The organism is Delftia sp. PE138 (assembly GCF_018320755.1).
GTDB lineage: Bacteria > Pseudomonadota > Gammaproteobacteria > Burkholderiales > Burkholderiaceae_C > Comamonas > Comamonas tsuruhatensis.
In genome coordinates, this window is sequence record NZ_JABEPN010000004.1 from 342,015 (window position 1) to 357,733 (window position 15,719).

Annotated in this window: 14 protein-coding genes; 6 read left to right on the forward strand and 8 right to left on the reverse strand. The window is 67.0% G+C overall.

Going from position 1 to position 15,719, the window contains the following annotated elements; translation table 11 throughout:
• Window positions 1-70: 70 nt before the first annotated feature.
• From HFGMBDPB_RS16565 to HFGMBDPB_RS16590, 6 genes are all read right to left on the reverse strand, one after another.
• Entirely contained in the window at window positions 71-1,681 is a 1,611-nt protein-coding gene (locus HFGMBDPB_RS16565) for a DHA2 family efflux MFS transporter permease subunit (protein WP_016453441.1), read from the reverse strand.
• A gap of 45 nt (window positions 1,682-1,726) precedes the next feature.
• A complete protein-coding gene (locus HFGMBDPB_RS16570; RefSeq protein ID WP_070080407.1) occupies window positions 1,727-3,082 on the reverse strand; it encodes an HlyD family secretion protein in 1,356 nt (451 codons plus the stop codon).
• A gap of 132 nt (window positions 3,083-3,214) precedes the next feature.
• Entirely contained in the window at window positions 3,215-4,690 is a 1,476-nt protein-coding gene (locus HFGMBDPB_RS16575) for an efflux transporter outer membrane subunit (protein ID WP_212645812.1), read from the reverse strand.
• A gap of 69 nt (window positions 4,691-4,759) precedes the next feature.
• A complete protein-coding gene (locus HFGMBDPB_RS16580) occupies window positions 4,760-5,296 on the reverse strand; it encodes a MarR family winged helix-turn-helix transcriptional regulator (protein ID WP_013802445.1) in 537 nt (178 codons plus the stop codon).
• A gap of 166 nt (window positions 5,297-5,462) precedes the next feature.
• Complete coding sequence (locus HFGMBDPB_RS16585; RefSeq protein WP_012205572.1) at window positions 5,463-5,777, reverse strand: DUF4148 domain-containing protein; 315 nt, start codon at window positions 5,775-5,777, stop codon at window positions 5,463-5,465.
• Window positions 5,778-5,787: 10 nt separating this feature from the next.
• On the reverse strand, window positions 5,788-6,096 hold the full coding sequence (locus HFGMBDPB_RS16590) for a hypothetical protein (protein WP_155524727.1): 309 nt from the start codon (window positions 6,094-6,096) through the stop codon (window positions 5,788-5,790).
• Between HFGMBDPB_RS16590 and HFGMBDPB_RS16595 the strand changes: the two genes are divergently transcribed.
• The 4 genes from HFGMBDPB_RS16595 to HFGMBDPB_RS16610 all read left to right on the forward strand — a co-directional run bounded on the left by HFGMBDPB_RS16595 (window position 6,087) and on the right by HFGMBDPB_RS16610 (window position 9,417).
• A complete protein-coding gene (locus HFGMBDPB_RS16595) occupies window positions 6,087-6,824 on the forward strand; it encodes an AzlC family ABC transporter permease (RefSeq protein ID WP_212645813.1) in 738 nt (245 codons plus the stop codon). The genes HFGMBDPB_RS16590 and HFGMBDPB_RS16595 overlap by 10 nt on opposite strands.
• A 3-nt stretch (window positions 6,825-6,827) precedes the next feature.
• Window positions 6,828-7,124 carry an AzlD family protein gene (locus tag HFGMBDPB_RS16600; protein WP_012205574.1) on the forward strand — a complete coding sequence of 99 codons (297 nt, stop codon included), beginning with the start codon at window positions 6,828-6,830 and terminating at the stop codon, window positions 7,122-7,124.
• A gap of 62 nt (window positions 7,125-7,186) precedes the next feature.
• Window positions 7,187-7,531, forward strand: a complete 345-nt coding sequence (locus HFGMBDPB_RS16605) for a FlxA-like family protein (protein WP_047218658.1) — start codon at window positions 7,187-7,189, stop codon at window positions 7,529-7,531.
• A 284-nt stretch (window positions 7,532-7,815) separates the two neighbouring features.
• Window positions 7,816-9,417, forward strand: a complete 1,602-nt coding sequence (locus tag HFGMBDPB_RS16610; protein ID WP_046238556.1) for a methyl-accepting chemotaxis protein — start codon at window positions 7,816-7,818, stop codon at window positions 9,415-9,417.
• A 124-nt stretch (window positions 9,418-9,541) separates the two neighbouring features.
• Here HFGMBDPB_RS16610 and HFGMBDPB_RS16615 read toward each other — a convergent pair whose 3' ends face one another.
• The gene (locus tag HFGMBDPB_RS16615) at window positions 9,542-11,500 is read right to left on the reverse strand and encodes an AMP-dependent synthetase/ligase (protein WP_212645814.1); all 1,959 of its coding nucleotides are present in this window, start codon (window positions 11,498-11,500) and stop codon (window positions 9,542-9,544) included.
• A gap of 215 nt (window positions 11,501-11,715) precedes the next feature.
• Entirely contained in the window at window positions 11,716-12,351 is a 636-nt protein-coding gene (locus HFGMBDPB_RS16620) for a GntR family transcriptional regulator (RefSeq protein ID WP_016446050.1), read from the reverse strand.
• 114 nt (window positions 12,352-12,465) lie between these two features.
• Here HFGMBDPB_RS16620 and scpA point away from each other — a divergent pair, with 114 nt between their 5' ends.
• Together scpA and meaB are read left to right on the forward strand one after the other, a co-directional pair.
• Window positions 12,466-14,643, forward strand: coding sequence for a methylmalonyl-CoA mutase (scpA, locus tag HFGMBDPB_RS16625; protein ID WP_016446051.1), 2,178 nt, complete (start codon window positions 12,466-12,468; stop codon window positions 14,641-14,643).
• A gap of 25 nt (window positions 14,644-14,668) precedes the next feature.
• Window positions 14,669-15,679: a methylmalonyl Co-A mutase-associated GTPase MeaB gene (gene meaB / locus HFGMBDPB_RS16630; RefSeq protein ID WP_016446052.1), complete on the forward strand. Its 1,011-nt coding sequence runs from the start codon at window positions 14,669-14,671 to the stop codon at window positions 15,677-15,679.
• Window positions 15,680-15,719: the final 40 nt, after the last annotated feature.

A 15,719-nucleotide genomic window follows, 5' to 3' on the forward strand; every position in this document is an offset into this window, starting at 1 on the left:
TCGTCATGTAAACAAAAAAGGAGCTGCCCCTGCAGGCAGCTCCTTGTGGTGATGGCCCGGAGGCTGGTCATCAATGGGCGCCGGCCGCCTCGGCACCGCCGGCATGGCCCGCAGGGCGCCTGGTCATCCAGATCAGCACGATCAGCACCAGGAACAGCACGGACGACGCCAGGAAGATGTCGTCGGCGGCGCGCGTGTAGGCCTGCTGGTCCACCAGCCGGTTGATCTGGGCCAGCGCCTGCGCCTGGCTCAGGCCTGCGGCCTGCAGCCCCTGCAGGGTGACGCCGAACACGCCCTGGCCCTGGACCAGCCCTTCGGTCAGATGGGCGTGGTGCAGCGCGGCGCGGTTTTCCCACAGCGTGGTGGCGATGGAGGTGCCCATGGCGCCCGCCGTGATCCGCACGAAGTTGCTCAGGCCGGCGGCGGCCGGGATACGGTCCGGCGAAATGCCCGACAACGTGATCGTGGTCAGCGGAATGAAGAAGAAGGCCATGGCGGCGCCCTGGATCAGCGTGGGCACCAGGATGTGCATGAAGTCGGTCTCCACCGTGAAGCGCGAGCGCATCCACAGCACCAGGGCGAACACGATGAAGGCGCCCGTGGCCATCCTGCGCGGGTCCCACTGCGTGACCTTGCGGCCCACCAGCGGTGTCAGGATGATGGCGAAGATGCCCACCGGCGCCAGTGCCATGCCGGCCGTGGTGGAGGTGTAGCCCATCCACTGCTGCAGCCACAGGGGCAGCAGCACCACGTTGCCGAAGAACAGGCCGTAGGCAATCGACAGCGCCACCGTGCCGGCCGCGAAATTGCGGCGCATGAACAGGCGCAGGTCCACCACGGGGTGGGCATCGGTCAGCTCCCAGACCAGGAAGACCACGAAGCTCACGATGGCCAGCACGCACAGCGTGATGATCTCGCCCGAGGCGAACCAGTCCAGCTCCTTGCCCTTGTCCAGCATCAGCTGCAGCGCACCCACCCACAGCACCAGCAGGGCCAGGCCCACGGAGTCGATGGGCAGCTTGCGCGTGGGGGTCTCGCGGCTGCGGTAGATGCTCCAGGTCATCAGGGCCGACAGCAGGCCCACCGGCACATTGATATAGAAGATCCAGGGCCAGGAGATGTTGTCCGTGATCCAGCCGCCCAGCAGCGGGCCGACCACGGGGGCCACCAGGGTGGTCATCCCCCACAGCGCCAGGGCCACCCCGGCCTTGGCCGGGGGATAGCTGGACAGCAGCAGCGTCTGCGACAGCGGGATCATGGGGCCGGCAACCAGGCCCTGGAGCACGCGGAACAGCACCAGCGTCTCCAGCGACGAGGCAAAGCCGCACAGCCAGGACGTCAGCACGAACAGCAGCACGCTCATGGTGAACAGGCGCACGGCGCCGAAGCGCTGGGTGAGCCAGCCCGTGAGCGGCACCGAGATGGCGTTGGCCACGCCAAAGCTGGTGATCACCCAGGTGCCCTGGCTGGGGCTGACGCCCACGTCGCCCGAGATCGCCGGAATGGCGACGTTGGCGATGGACGAGTCCAGCACGTTCATGAAGGTGGCCAGCGACAGGGCCAGCGTACCCAGGGCCAGCTGGGCGCCCTTGAGCGGGACCGGCCGTGCAGGCATGGCCGGCGGCGCCGAGGGGGCGACCGGCGGCGCCGGCTCCGGCACGGCGGTGGTAGAGGAAGTCATAGGCAGTCCGCGTAGGTTCTGGGAAGGCGGGGGAGCGATGCCTGCTTACCTGGACTGCATGGCCTGCGCGTCAACCGGCGCGGAGGCCACGGCGGCTGGCGCCTTGCCCTGGGCCCTGTCCTGCACCTCGGCCATGGCCACGGGCGGCAGCTCGGGCAACTGCTTGAGCGGTGCCACGTTCTGGCCCGCCACGATGTGGGCAATGCGCTCCTCGGCCTGCGGCAGCGCCATGTCGTAGACGGAGGTCTGGGCCACGGGTGCGTTGCGCGTGGTCGTTGCCAGCACCTCGCCCTGCTGGTCTCGCACGTCCACCTTGACTTCCATGGACAGGCCCACGCGCAGCGGGTGCTGTGCCAGGTCTTCCGGCGCCAGCGCAATGCGCACGGGCACGCGCTGCACCACCTTGATCCAGTTGCCGGTGGCGTTCTGCGCGGGCAGCAGCGAGAAGGCCGCGCCGGTTCCTGCGCCCATGCCCACCACGGTGCCGTGGTAGCTGATCTTGTCGCCGTAGACATCGGCCGTCAGCTCGGTCTTCTGGCCTATGCGCAGCTGGGCCAGCTGGCTTTCCTTGAAGTTGGCATCCACCCAGAGGTTGTGCAGGCCCACCACCGTCATCAGCGGCGCGCCCGAGGCCACGCGCTGGCCCAGCTGCACGCCGCGCTTGGCCACATAGCCTTCCACGGGCGAGACCAGGCGCGTGCGCTGCAGCGCCAGATAGGCTTCGCGCACCTTGGCGGAGGCGGCGATCACGCTGGGGTGCTCTTCGGCGCTGCTGCCCTTGGTCTGGGCTTCGGCAGCCGTCAGCTGCGCCTTGGCGGCGCGCACGGCGGCTTCGGCTGCCGAGGCGGCATTGCCGGCCGTGCGGGCCAGGGACTGGGCGTGGTCGAACTCCTCCTTGCCCACGGCGCCCGTGGCCAGCAGCGGGCGGCGGCGCTCCACATCCTCGCGGGCGCGGGCGGCATCGGCCTGCAGGCGGGCCAGATCGGCCTCGCGCTGGGCCACCTGGGCGACCAGGGGGGCATTGTTGGCGTACAGCGTGCGCACCTGGCGCACGGTCTGGGCCAGCTGCGACTCGGCCTGGGACAGGGCGACCAGGGCATCGGCCGAGTCCAGCTGCACCAGCAACTGGCCGGGCTTGACGTAGTCGGTGTCGTCGGCGCCGATGCTGATTACCGTGCCGCCGACCTGCGGCGTGATCTGCACCACGTTGCCCGCCACATAGGCGTTGTCCGTGGTCTGGTAGTTGCGGGCCACCATCCAGTGCCAGCCGCCCCAGGCGACGGCGGCCACCACGACGGCGGCGGCCACGATGGTCAGGCCCTTGCGGCGGCCCTGCGGGTTGGCCACGGGCGAGGCTGCGGCAGCGGGTGCATTGGATGCTTGCTTGTTGGTGTCGGTCATGGTGTACGGCGCTTTGTTATCTGTGAATGTGGTTGTGCGGCCGGGGCAGGGGGCTGGCAGTCTGTCACGCTGGCTGGCGGTCTGCCCGGTGGAGGGTCAAGAGTGCGTTGGATTCCTGTGCGGGTTGCGATCTCAGTGCTGGCTGACCTGCACGGCAGCCGTGCCATCGGTCCAGCCGCCGCCCAGGGCCTTCATCAGCGACACGCGCGTGTCCAGCGCGCGGGCACGCAGGTCCACGTCCAGGCGGCGCTGGGTGATCACCTGGGTCTCGGTGTTGAGCACCGTCACCTGGCTGGCCAGGCCGGCCTTGTAGCGCTGCACGGCAAAGTCGTAGGCGCGTTCGGCCTTCTCCAGCGACTCGGCCTGCAGCTGCTGTTGGCGCACCAGCGATTGCACGGAAGTGATGGCATCGCCCGCTTCCTTGACCGCATCGAGCACCACGCCGTTGTACTGGGCAATGGCGGTGTCCAGATCGGCCTGCGTGCCGCGCAACTGGGCGCGCAGGCGCTTGCCGTCGAACAGGGGCAGGCGCAGCGCGGGCGTCACGCCCATCTGGCGCGAGCTGCCCTTGAACAGGTTGTCCAGCCCGACGGCATTGAGGCCGATGAAGGCCGTCAGGTTGATATCGGGATAGAAATCCGCCCGCGCGCTCTCTATGCCCTGCGTTGCGGACTCCACGCGCCAGCGTGCGGCCACCACGTCGGGGCGGCGGCCCAGCAGGTCTGCGCCCAACTGGCCGGGCATGGCCTGGATCTGCAGCGCGGCCAGACGGGGCGCCAGCTGCAGCTGCGCCTCGGGCGCCTGGCCGCAGAGCACGGCGATGGTGCGGCGCGCCAGCGTGATCTGCTCGTCTAGCATCTCGATCTGGGTGCCGGCATCGGGCAGGCCAGCCTGGGCCTGGGTCAACTCCACCTGGCTGTCCAGCCCGGCGCGCGTGCGCTGCTGGCTCAGCTCCAGCAGCGACTGGCGCTGGGTCAGCGTGCGGCCGGCCACCTCCTTCTGGGCAATCAGCCGGGCCAGCGCCACATAGCTGCGCGCCACCTGGGCGGCCAGCTGGTTGGCAGCGGCGGCGCTGTCGGCCTGGGCGGCACGGGCCTGGCCCAGGGCGGCCTGCAGGTCGGCCGCATGGCGGCCAAAGAAATCCGGCGTCCAGCTCAGCCCGGCCTGCAGGTTGCCGGTGTTGTAGGTATGGCCGGCAATGGGAGCAGGCACCAGGCCGTTGGCGCTGTAGTGCTGGCGCGTGGCGTCGACGCCGAGCGTGCCGCGCACATCGGTGGCCGTGCTGGTGGCCGTGGCCAGGGCGGCGGCCTTGTCGAAGCGGGCGCGGCTCATGGCCAGGCTGGGGCTGCCCTGCAGCGCCTGGGCGATCAGGCCGTCCAACTGGGCATCGCCCAGGGACTTCCACCAATCGGCGGCGGGCAGGCTGGTATTGGCGCCTGTCTCGGACTGGGCCGTCAGACCCAGGTCGGAGGCGCCCAGCCGGGCCAGCGGCTCATGGGCCGGGCCCTGGGAAGCACAACCGGCCAGGGCCAGCGCGGCGCACAGGGTGGCCGCTGCGGCGGCCACGCGGCGGGGCGCGGCGGACACGGAAACAAAGGATTTGGGCATGGTGGTCTGCCTGTTGGGGGTCAAGAATCAGGAAATCGGAAACCGGGGCGGAAAAAGGGGCTGGCGCTGTCAGGCCGCGGGCGTGGCAGGCGCAGGGGCTGGCGGCGCAGCTTCCGGCGCGCGCATCGCATCGCCATTGGCCAGCAGGCGGCGCAGCATGTCCAGCAGCTGGCGCGACTCGTCATGGCTGAAGCCGGCCATATGGGCATTCATCACGCTGGACAGCACCTGCGGCACCTTGGCCGCCATGGCGCGGCCTTCATCGGTCAGCACCAGCTTGACCACGCGCCGGTCCACCGTGGAGCGCTCGCGCCGCAGCATGCCCTTGGATTCGAGCCGGTCCAGCGCCCGCGTGATGGAGGCCGGATCCAGCCCCAGGTCACGTGCCATGCCGGCATTCGTGGCGTCGCTGCACAGCAGCAGCTTGTACAGCGGCAGCCACTGCACATAGGTCAGCTCATGCTCGGCCAACTGCGCATCGGCCTGCTGGAGGATGGAGCTGAGCACCTTGCGCATGAGGAACCCCACGCTCTCGAAGGGCGTGTAGCTGCCGGGGCTGTAGAAGTCCGAGGGCTGCAGGCCGTTGGGCAGGGGTGGCTGGGTCATGGTGTCTTGCAAGTGAAATGATTGACTGCGCAATGATTGTTGCGGCAATTATTGCAGAAACACCGAATGGCCGCATGGCTCGCGGGTGCCGGGGACGAGGCAAGGGTTTTCCATCGGGCCGGTGGCTTCCTGACCCCTGTTCGACCACCGGCCACACCGACAACGCTCACTTGTCCTGGGCCACCGCATGCCCTTTCTCCAGTCTGGCCACGGCCTCGCGGTAGGCGGGGCTGGCGCGCAACTGCTGGTAACGCTCCAGGCCGCGCTGGTATTCGGTGGAGCGGACATCGATCTCGCGGTCCGAGACATAGGTGAGTCCGGCGCGGTGCCACATTTCCAGGTCGGCCAGCACCTGGGCGCGGCTGAGGTCGGTAGGGGCAGCAGTGGAGGATGGCGTGGCGTCCTGGGCGAGGGCGGTGCCGGCCAGGCCCAGGCTGAGGGCGGTCAGGGCGATGAAGCGGGTGAAGTCGGAAGTGCGCATGGGGAACCTTTCAGGTGAAGCGAAGTGATGAGGGCTTCATGGTCCCGCCGCCGCCCTGGCTGGCACAGCCGTTTGCGACGCACTGCAGCATGGCGGGAGCCAATGGCTGGTGGGTTTCGTGAAATGTCTGGAGGGCAGGCGCGGCCGTCCGAGGAGCGCCGCCAGCCATGGAAATGGGTTGAGCGGCGCTTGTGCGGCAGATTATTTCTAGTTGCTTGAATAAACCGGCATAAACGTCCGTGAGATGGCTGGTTAAAGCATGAATCGGCAGCAAATTCCAGCGGCACAGGCCGACAATCGCCGCTCTCCATGTCTTCATCCATTCCACTTTCCCCCGCTGCCGTTTCGGCAGATTCCGTCTCCCGCAGTTCCGAGGCCTTTCGCGGCTTCAGGGATGCGATTCCCGTGATGCTGGGCTTTGTGCCCTTTGCCCTGGTGCTGGGCGCCCAGGCCGTGCAAAAGGGGCTGGTACCGCTGGAAGTTCCTCTCATGACCGGGATGAACTTCGGCGGCGGCTCGGAGTTCACGGCCATACGGCTGTGGACGTCGCCGCCGCATGTGCTGCTGATCGTCGCCATGTCCTTCCTGGTCAATTGCCGGCACATCCTGATGGGTGCGGCACTGGCGCCCTATCTGCGCCATCTGCCCAGGCGCCGTGCGCTGCCGGCCCTGTTCTTCATGTGCGACGAAAGCTGGGCGCTGGCCCTGGCCGACGCCCAGCGCAGTGCCGCGCGGCGCGTGAGCCTGCCTTACTACATGGGCGTGTCGGCAGGCCTGTACATGGCCTGGGTGTCGTGCACGGCGGCCGGTGCCTTTCTGGGGCCGCGCATTGGCGACCTGGAGCAGTACGGCTTCGACATGGCGTTCACCGCCGTGTTTCTGGTGCTGCTGCGCGGCATGTGGAAGGGCGTCAGGCCTTGCCGGCCCTGGCTGGTGAGCCTGCTGACGGCGGCCCTGGTCTACAAGCTGGTGCCTGGCGCCTGGTATGTGGCGGCCGGCGCCGTCTCTGGCCTGGTCTGCGCGGCCTTGCTGGCGCCCAGGAGCTGAGCGATGGAAGCCACAACCTTGCTGACGCTGGTGCTCATGGCGTGCAGCACGTATTTCACGCGGGTGATCGGCTACCTGCTGCTGCGCGGGCGCACGCTGAGCCCGCGCATGCAGTACGTGATGGAAAGCCTGCCGGGCTGCGTGCTGATCTCGGTGATTGCCCCGGCGTTTGTGTCCGAGCGTCCGGCCGATCTGCTGGCCCTGGTGGTGACGCTGGTGGCGGCCAGCCGGCTGCCCATTCTGCCGACGGTGCTGATCGGCATTGCGTCGGCGGGTGCGCTGCGGCACTGGCTGGGGTGATGGCGGGTGGGGCGGGGCGTTTTGGGCCTTCAGTTCGCCCGCCAGTGGTCGATGTATGGGGCATGCAAGTCTCATCCTCCACCTCGGCTTCCGCCTCGGGAGCCGCTTCATCCTCCGGCGGCAATGACATCGCTGCGTTGCAGCGCAAGCTCAAGGAGCTGCAGCAGGCGCTCAAGGAAGTGGCCTCCGAGAACATCGACGCCAAGGCCAAGCAACAGAAGTCCAAGCTGTTGCAGACGCAGATCATGATGGTGCAAAACCAGATCGAGGCGCTGATGCGCGCCAGGCAGCAGGCCCAGCTCGACAAGCAGCGCGAGCAGCAGCAGGCCGCCGAGAACCCATCGCAATCCCCATCGAAGGGCGGCAAGGCGCCCGGGCTGGGCGGCGTGGTCGACGTCTACGTCTGATCCAGTGAGATGGCCCGTGTTTTCACGGGCCGTTTTTCAAGGCATTCAATGTAACTTACATGAGAATGTTGATCGGACTTTGAGAGGGTTGGCTCTGCAACACGGATGGGGAAGGGGGCTTGCCTGCGGGGCGGTAGCCGCGAGCGTCGCAACTCCTATGGAACTTATTGATTTTTGACTCTCAAGAAACCGGCGGTTGCTACCGATAAGGCAAGCAATGTGACTGCCGGGATGCGATAGCGATGGCCTATACCGATGGCGTCACGGGGACAGAGGGATCTGCGATGAAAAAACTCGGCGATGTGCGTATCGGTACCCGGCTTACCGGTGTTTTTCTTGTTCTGCTGATCTGCCTGATGGCCGTGGGCGCCGTCGGCGCAAGGGCGCTGGGCCATGTGTTCTCGGGCACGCAGACCATGTACCAGGACCGCGTGGTTCCGCTCAAGCAGCTCAAGCAGATTGCGGACGCCTACGCCGTCAACGTCATAGATACGGTCAACAAGGCGAATGCCGGCCTGATCACGGCGCAGGAGGCAGCGGCGAGCATTTCCGGCACGCTGCCCGCGATCGACGCGGCCTGGCGCAGCTATTCGTCCACACAGCTGACCTCGCAGGAGGCCGTGCTGGCCAGCCAGGCGCAGGCGCTGTTCGCACCTGCCAACCAGAGCATCGACCGGCTGCTGCAGCGGCTCAAGACGCTGGATGGAAAAAGGGCCGGCAGCCTGGACGAGTTCGATGGCGCGCTGTATGCCAGCGTAGACCCCATCAGCGCCAAGATCGGCGAACTGGTGGAGCTGCAGCTCAAGGCATCCGAGGATGTGTATGCGGACTCCCGCCAGGTCCTGGCGCAGTCGCAGATGCTGATCTACGGCTTTGTCGCGGCCGCTGTCATCCTCGCCGTGGCGCTGGGCTATGTGGTCACGCGCTCCATCACCGTTCCCCTGAAGTCCGCCGTGGAGGTGGCCCGGCACATCGAGCAGGGCGATCTGGCTTCCGAGATCCAGGCCACGGGGCGCGACGAAGTCGGCGACCTGCTGCGCTCCATGAGTGCCATGCGCGAATCGCTGGCCAGCATCGTTGGCGATGTGCGGCGCGGGGTGGAGTCGGTGACCACGGCATCCAGCCAGATCGCCGCAGGCAACCAGGACCTGAGCAGCCGCACCGAACACCAGGCCTCCAGCCTGCAGGAGACGGCGGCCTCCATGGAGCAGCTGGCAGGCAATGTGGGCCAGAGTTCGGAGAATGCGCGGCAGGCCAGCGCCCTGGCCGTGCGTGCCAAGGAGGTGGCGGGCGTGGGCGGTGGCGCTGTCGCCAGGGTCGTGGGCACCATGGACGAAATCTCGGCCAGCAGCGGAAAGATTGCCGAGATCACGGGCGTCATCGATTCCATCGCCTTCCAGACGAATATCCTGGCGCTCAACGCAGCGGTGGAGGCCGCGCGGGCGGGCGAGCAGGGCAGGGGGTTTGCCGTGGTGGCCGGAGAAGTGCGCTCCCTGGCCCAGCGCAGCGCCGCAGCGGCGCGTGAAATCAAGGCGCTGATCACGGCCTCCACAGAGACGGTGCGAATGGGCGGCAACCAGGTCCGGGAAGCCGGCAAGGCCATGGACGCCATCGAATCCCAGGTGCGCGAAGTGGCGTCGTTGATCGAGGCCATCTCGGCCGCCAGCGTGGAGCAAAGCGGCGGCCTGGGACAGATCAGCGAGGCGGTCTCCCAGATGGACCAGGTCACGCAGCAAAACGCTGCCCTGGTGGAAGAGTCTGCCGCCGCAGCTGCCAGCCTGGAGCGACAGGCCCGCGTGCTGGCCCAGGCGGTGGCCACGTTCAGGATCAGCGAGTTCAAGGAGATTGGCATGGCGCCCGCCGGCAGGGCATTGGCCGCTGCCTGAAGCGGGCAAGGCAAGAGCGTGGACAGGGCGCTCTTGCCTTCCTTCTTATCAATTCAATGTAACTTACATAAATCAATTTTCAAATCAGAAATAAGGAAAGCCGCCGTTTTCCGGCGGCGGCTTGTCAAGGGCTGGGGGTCACCCCAGCGCTGTTGCGGCCTTGCCAGCGTTCGGCGGGCTTGGTGTACATGGCGGCAATCTGCGATTCAAACCGCTCCATGAGGTTGTTGCGCTTGAGCTTGAGGGTGGGCGTCATCAGCCCGTTCTCAATGGTCCAGGGCTCCAGTTCCAGGTGCACGGCACGGGGGACCGCATAGCGGGCAAAGCTGGCCACCTGTTTCTCGATGCGGGCCAGCGCTTCACGCTCGGCGGCGGCGTGGTTCAGGCTCTTGGGATCTTCGGGATCCAGGCCCAGGCGCTGGGCCATGGCCTGCCATTCACCACGCTCGACGACGGCCACGGCGGCGATGAAGGGGCGGTCTTCGCCCACGACAAAGACCTGGGTGAAGAACGGGTCGCCGGTGATGGCCAGCTCCAGGTCGGCCGGTGGAATCTTCTCGCCGGTGGAGGTGACGATGATTTCCTTGATGCGGCCCTGGATGCGCACGCGCCCATCCTCGATCACGGCCTGGTCGCCGGTGCGCAGCCAGCCGTCGTCTGTGAAGGTCTTGGCGGTGTCTTCGGGGCGTTGCCAGTAGCCCCGCATCACGCAGGGCCCGCGCACCTGCAGTTCCCGATTCTCGCCAATGCGCACTTCCACGCCCGGCAGGGCGCGGCCCACGGTGGCCGGGTGGTTGTCCTCCAGCGTGTTGGCACAGACCACGGGCGAGGTCTCGGTCATTCCGTAGCCCTGGATCAGCGGCAGGCCCAGGCCGAGAAAACAGCGCGCAATCGTGGGCGACAGCGGCGCGCCACCGCTCACGGCCACGCGCACACGCCCGCCAAACTGGGCCAGCAGCGGCTTGGCCACCAGATGGTTGAGCACGGGCCAGGGCAGCCATTGCATCCAGCCCGGCACGTCGGGCTGGGGCGCCTGCGCATCGGCAATGCCTTGTGTTTCACAAAAGCGTTGCCAGCCCCTGGCCTGGGCCAGTTCGAACAGCTGGGCCTTGAGCGGTGCACGGGCCAGCGCCTCCATGACCTTGGCGTGCACGCGCTCGTAGATGCGCGGCACGGAGACCAGCACCGTGGGACGCTGGGTCTTGAGATCCTCGGCCAGCTGAGCCACGGAGCGCGCATAGGCCACGCAGGCGCCCACGGCCATCGCCAGGTAGTAGCCTGCCGTGCGCTCGAAGGTGTGCGACAGCGGCAGGAAGGACAGGAAAACATCATCGCTGCGCGGCTGCAGCCGCTGCATCACGGCCTGTACGTTGGAGACCACGTTGCGGTGCGTGAGCATCACGCCCTTGGGCTTGCCCGTGGTGCCCGAGGTGTAGACGACGGCGGCCAGGTCCTCGGCAGAGGGAGGCGGGGGCAGGGGGACTGCGCCGCCCTCAGCCAGCCATTGGGCCAGCGGTTGCACGGGGATCTGCCGCAGGGCCTCCAGGACGGCGGCATCGCCTTCGGTTTCAGGCTCTGCGGCCCGGGAAGCCGGCTTGGCCGATGCCACGACCACCTTGCGCAGCGCGGGCAGGGCCTGGCCCGTGGCGCAGATCTTGTCCCAGGTGGATTGCTGTGCCACGAACAGCATGGACACCTGGGCATTGGCCAGGATGTAGGCAATGCTGCCTGCGTTGTCTATGGAATGCAGGGGCACCGGCACATGGCCGCAGCGCAGGCTGGCCAGGTCGATGGACATGGCATCCAGCCCGTTGGGCAAAAGAATGGCAATGCGCGAGCCCGGTGCCAGCTCCTGCACGGCCAGGGCCTGCGCCCACCGGGCCACGCGCTCGCCGGTCTGCGCCCAGTTCAGGGACTTCCAGCTGCGCGCATCCTCGTCATAGGCCCGATAGGCCTCGCCTGCGGGCGTCTGCTGCACGCGCAGGGCCAGCATTTCCACCAGGGTGGCGGCCGTGGCCATGCTGGCATCGGCAGGCAGGCTCATGGCCAGGGAAGGGGCGCGGGCGGGATCTTGGATGCTCATGCGAAGAGGTGCGGACCGAAGTGGATGGTGCCGCTGATGATAGCTGCCGGTTACCGCAGGCCCCGGCGTCAGCTTCGGACATGTGCGGAGTTGGCGGCGAGGTTTATGCTGCACTGCAGCGTTCTCGGGCGATGCGCCTGAAGCGAACCAGGAGCCGCATGCCCGCCTACGTCGCCACTGTTGCCCAGCCAGCCAGGGTTCAGATGAACCCGAGTTCAGGACGCTGCAGCCAGACCGTTCCTGAAGTGCTGACGCATGGCCTGCGCGGCGGCCGCGCCATCGCGGCGCAGCAGGGCCTGCATGACGGTCTCGTGCTCGGCCAGCGAGTCCTCGATGCGGCCCTGCTTGAACAGCGACTTGTGGCGGTTGAGCTTCATGACCTTGCGCAGGTCGGCCACCAGCTGGTTGCGCCAGCGGTTGTCGGCGATCTGCAGCAGCTGCATGTGAAAGCTCTCGTTGAGCTCGAAGAAGCGGTCTGCATCGCGCATCTGCGCCTTGAGTTCCTCATGGGTCTGCTGCAGGGCGGCAAGTTCCTCATCGCTGCCCGATTCGGCCACGACCTGCACGGCATCGGATTCCAGCAGGCTCAGCAGGTGATAGACATCGGCAATGTCCTTGGACGACACCTCGGTCACATAGGCGCCACGGCGCACCTTCATGGTCACCAGGCCCTCGGCGGCCAGCACCTTCAGGGCCTCGCGCAGCGGGGTACGGCTGATGCCGTATTCCTCGGCAATCTTCAGTTCGTCGATCCAGTCACCAGGCGCCAGTTCGTGCGCGAAGATGCGCAGGCGCAGCTTCTCTGCCACCTGTTCGTAGAGCGCGCGGGGAGTGAGGGTGTTTGTCGACATTTGGCCCGGATTGTATCGGCAAAGATATTTTGAATGAATAATTATGAATGATGTAAACTGCGGCAGCTCTGGGGCATGCCCTCAAGGGCACCTGTCATTCACGAGCCTGAGAACATGAGACAAGACCATCCGACAGCGCAGAACGGCCAGGAATTCGCAACTGCCGACCTGCAGAAATGGGCCCAGGCGGCCGCCAAGGCCGCTCCAGGGGGCGACATCCAGGCCCTGCACTGGACCACGCCCGACGGCATCGACGTCAAGCCGCTGTACACGGCGGCCGACACGGCGGATCTGCCCCATACGGATAGCCTGCCAGGCTTCGAGCCCTACATCCGCGGCCCCCAGGCCACCATGTACGCGGGCCGGCCCTGGACCATTCGCCAGTACGCGGGCTTTTCCACGGCCGAGGAATCCAATGCCTTCTACCGCAAGGCGCTGGCTGCCGGCGGGCAGGGCGTGTCGGTGGCTTTCGACCTGGCCACGCACCGGGGCTACGACAGCGACCATCCGCGTGTGACGGGCGACGTGGGCAAGGCCGGCGTGGCCATCGATTCGGTCGAGGACATGAAGGTGCTGTTCGACCAGATCCCGCTGGACAAGATCAGCGTGTCCATGACCATGAACGGCGCCGTGCTGCCCGTGCTGGCCGGCTACGTGGTGGCGGCCGAGGAGCAGGGCGTGGCCCAGGACCAGCTGTCGGGGACCATACAGAACGACATCCTCAAGGAGTTCATGGTCCGCAACACCTATATCTACCCGCCCCAGCCGTCGATGCGCATCATCGGCGACATCATCGAGTACACGAGCAAGAACATGCCCAAGTTCAACTCGATCTCGATCTCGGGCTATCACATGCAGGAGGCGGGCGCCAACCAGGCGCTGGAACTGGCCTTCACGCTGGCCGACGGCAAGGAGTACGTCAAGACCGCCACGGCCAAGGGCATGGATGTGGACGATTTCGCGGGCCGGCTGTCCTTCTTCTGGGCCATCGGCATGAATTTCTACCTGGAAATCGCCAAGATGCGCGCGGCCCGCCTGCTGTGGTGCCGCATCATGAAGGGCTTCGGCGCCAAGAAGGCCAAGAGCCTGATGCTGCGCACGCACTGCCAGACCTCCGGCTGGTCGCTGACCGAGCAGGACCCCTACAACAACGTGGTTCGCACCACCATCGAGGCCATGGCCGCCGTCTTCGGCGGCACGCAGAGCCTGCACACCAACAGCTTTGACGAAGCCATCGCGCTGCCCACCGAGTTCTCGGCCCGCATTGCGCGCAACACGCAGCTGATCATCCAGGAAGAGACCCACATCACCAATGTGATCGACCCCTGGGCCGGCAGCTACATGATGGAAAAGCTGACCCAGGACATGGCCGACGCCGCCTGGAAGATCATCGAGGAGGTCGAGGCCATGGGCGGCATGACGGCCGCCGTGGATTCGGGCTGGGCCAAGCTCAAGATCGAGGCGGCCGCCGCCGAGAAGCAGGCGCGCATCGACTCGGGCAAGGACGTCATCGTCGGCGTCAACAAGTACAAGCTGGCCAAGGAAGACGCCATCGACATCCTCGAGGTGGACAACGTCAAGGTGCGCGACAGCCAGATCGCGCGCCTGAACCAGATCAAGGCCAGCCGCGATGCCGCCAAGGTCGAGGCCGCCCTTCAGGCCCTGACCCAGGCCGCCGAAAGCGGCGAGGGCAACCTGCTGGACCTGTCCATCCAGGCCGTGCGCCTGCGCGCCACGGTGGGCGAGGTCTCGGATGCACTGGAGAAGGTTTTCGGGCGCCACCGCGCCGATACGCAAAAGGTGACCGGCGTGTATGCAGCAGCCTACGACTCGGCCGAGGGCTGGGAAAAGCTCAAGGGCGAAATCGACGCATCGTCCGAGCAATTGGGCCGCCGCCCGCGCGTGATGATCGCCAAGCTGGGCCAGGACGGCCATGACCGCGGCGCCAAGGTGGTGGCCACGGCATTTGCCGACCTGGGCTTCGACGTGGACATGGGCCCGCTGTTCCAGACGCCCGAGGAATGCGCGCGCCAGGCCATCGAGAACGACGTGCACGCCGTGGGCGTATCCACGCTGGCGGCAGGCCACAAGACCCTGGTGCCGGCCATCATCGAGGAACTGCGCCGCCAGGGCGCGGACGACATCATCGTCTTCGTGGGCGGCGTGATTCCCGCGCAGGACTACGACTTCCTCTACAACGCCGGCGTCAAGGGCGTCTATGGCCCGGGCACACCCATCCCGGCCAGCGCCAAGGACGTGCTCGAGCAGATCCGCCAGGCCAACAGCCTCTGAGCCCGTCGCAGTGACTCCCGAGCAAATGCAAGACGGCATCCTGAACGGCAACCCTGCCGTTCAGCGCCGGGCGATGGCCAAGGCCATCACCCTTTTGGAATCCACGCGCACGGATCACCGCGCTGCGGCCGATGGGCTGCTCACGGCCCTGCTGCCGCATACGGGCGGATCTTTCCGCCTGGGCATCAGCGGCGTGCCGGGCGTGGGCAAGAGCACCTTCATCGAGACGCTGGGCCTGTTCCTGATTGGGCGCGGCCTTCGCGTGGCGGTGCTGGCCATCGACCCATCGTCCACCGTGTCGGGCGGCTCCATCCTGGGCGACAAGACGCGCATGGAGCAGTTGTCCGTTCATCCGGATGCCTACATCCGCCCCAGCCCCAGCAGCGGCACACTGGGCGGCGTGGCCGAGAAAACCCGCGAGGCCATGCTGGTCTGCGAGGCGGCTGGCTACGATGTGGTCATCGTCGAGACCGTGGGCGTGGGCCAGAGCGAGATCGCCGTGCAGGGCATGTGCGACATGTTCTGCCTGCTGCAACTGCCCAATGCGGGCGACGACCTGCAGGCCATCAAGAAGGGCGTGATGGAGCTGGCCGACCTGGTGGTCATCAACAAGGCCGACATCGACCCGCATGCCGCCACGCGCGCCCAGGCCCAGATCACCTCCAGCCTGCGCCTGCTGGGCATGCACGGCAACCCCGAGCATGCCCACCACGACGAGCGCCTTTGGCAGCCCCAGGTCATCACCATCAGCGCGCTCAAGAAGGAGGGCGTTGAAGGTTTCTGGGGTGCGGTGGAGGAATTCCGCCGCCTGCAGCAGGCCAACGGGCGCCTGGCGCTGCGCCGCGAACGCCAGGCGCTGTCCTGGATGTGGGAGCGTATCGACTCCGGCCTCAAGCAGGCCTTCCGGCAGCATCCGCAGGTGCGGGCGCTGCTGCCCCAGCTGCAGGCCGACGTGGCAGCAGGGCGCATCGCGGCCAGCACGGCCGCCAGAAATCTGCTGCAGGCGCAGGCCGGCCCCGTGGCGGCGCCGCAGTGACGGCCGACAAGACAAGACCAGACAAACCTTACCGTTAGAC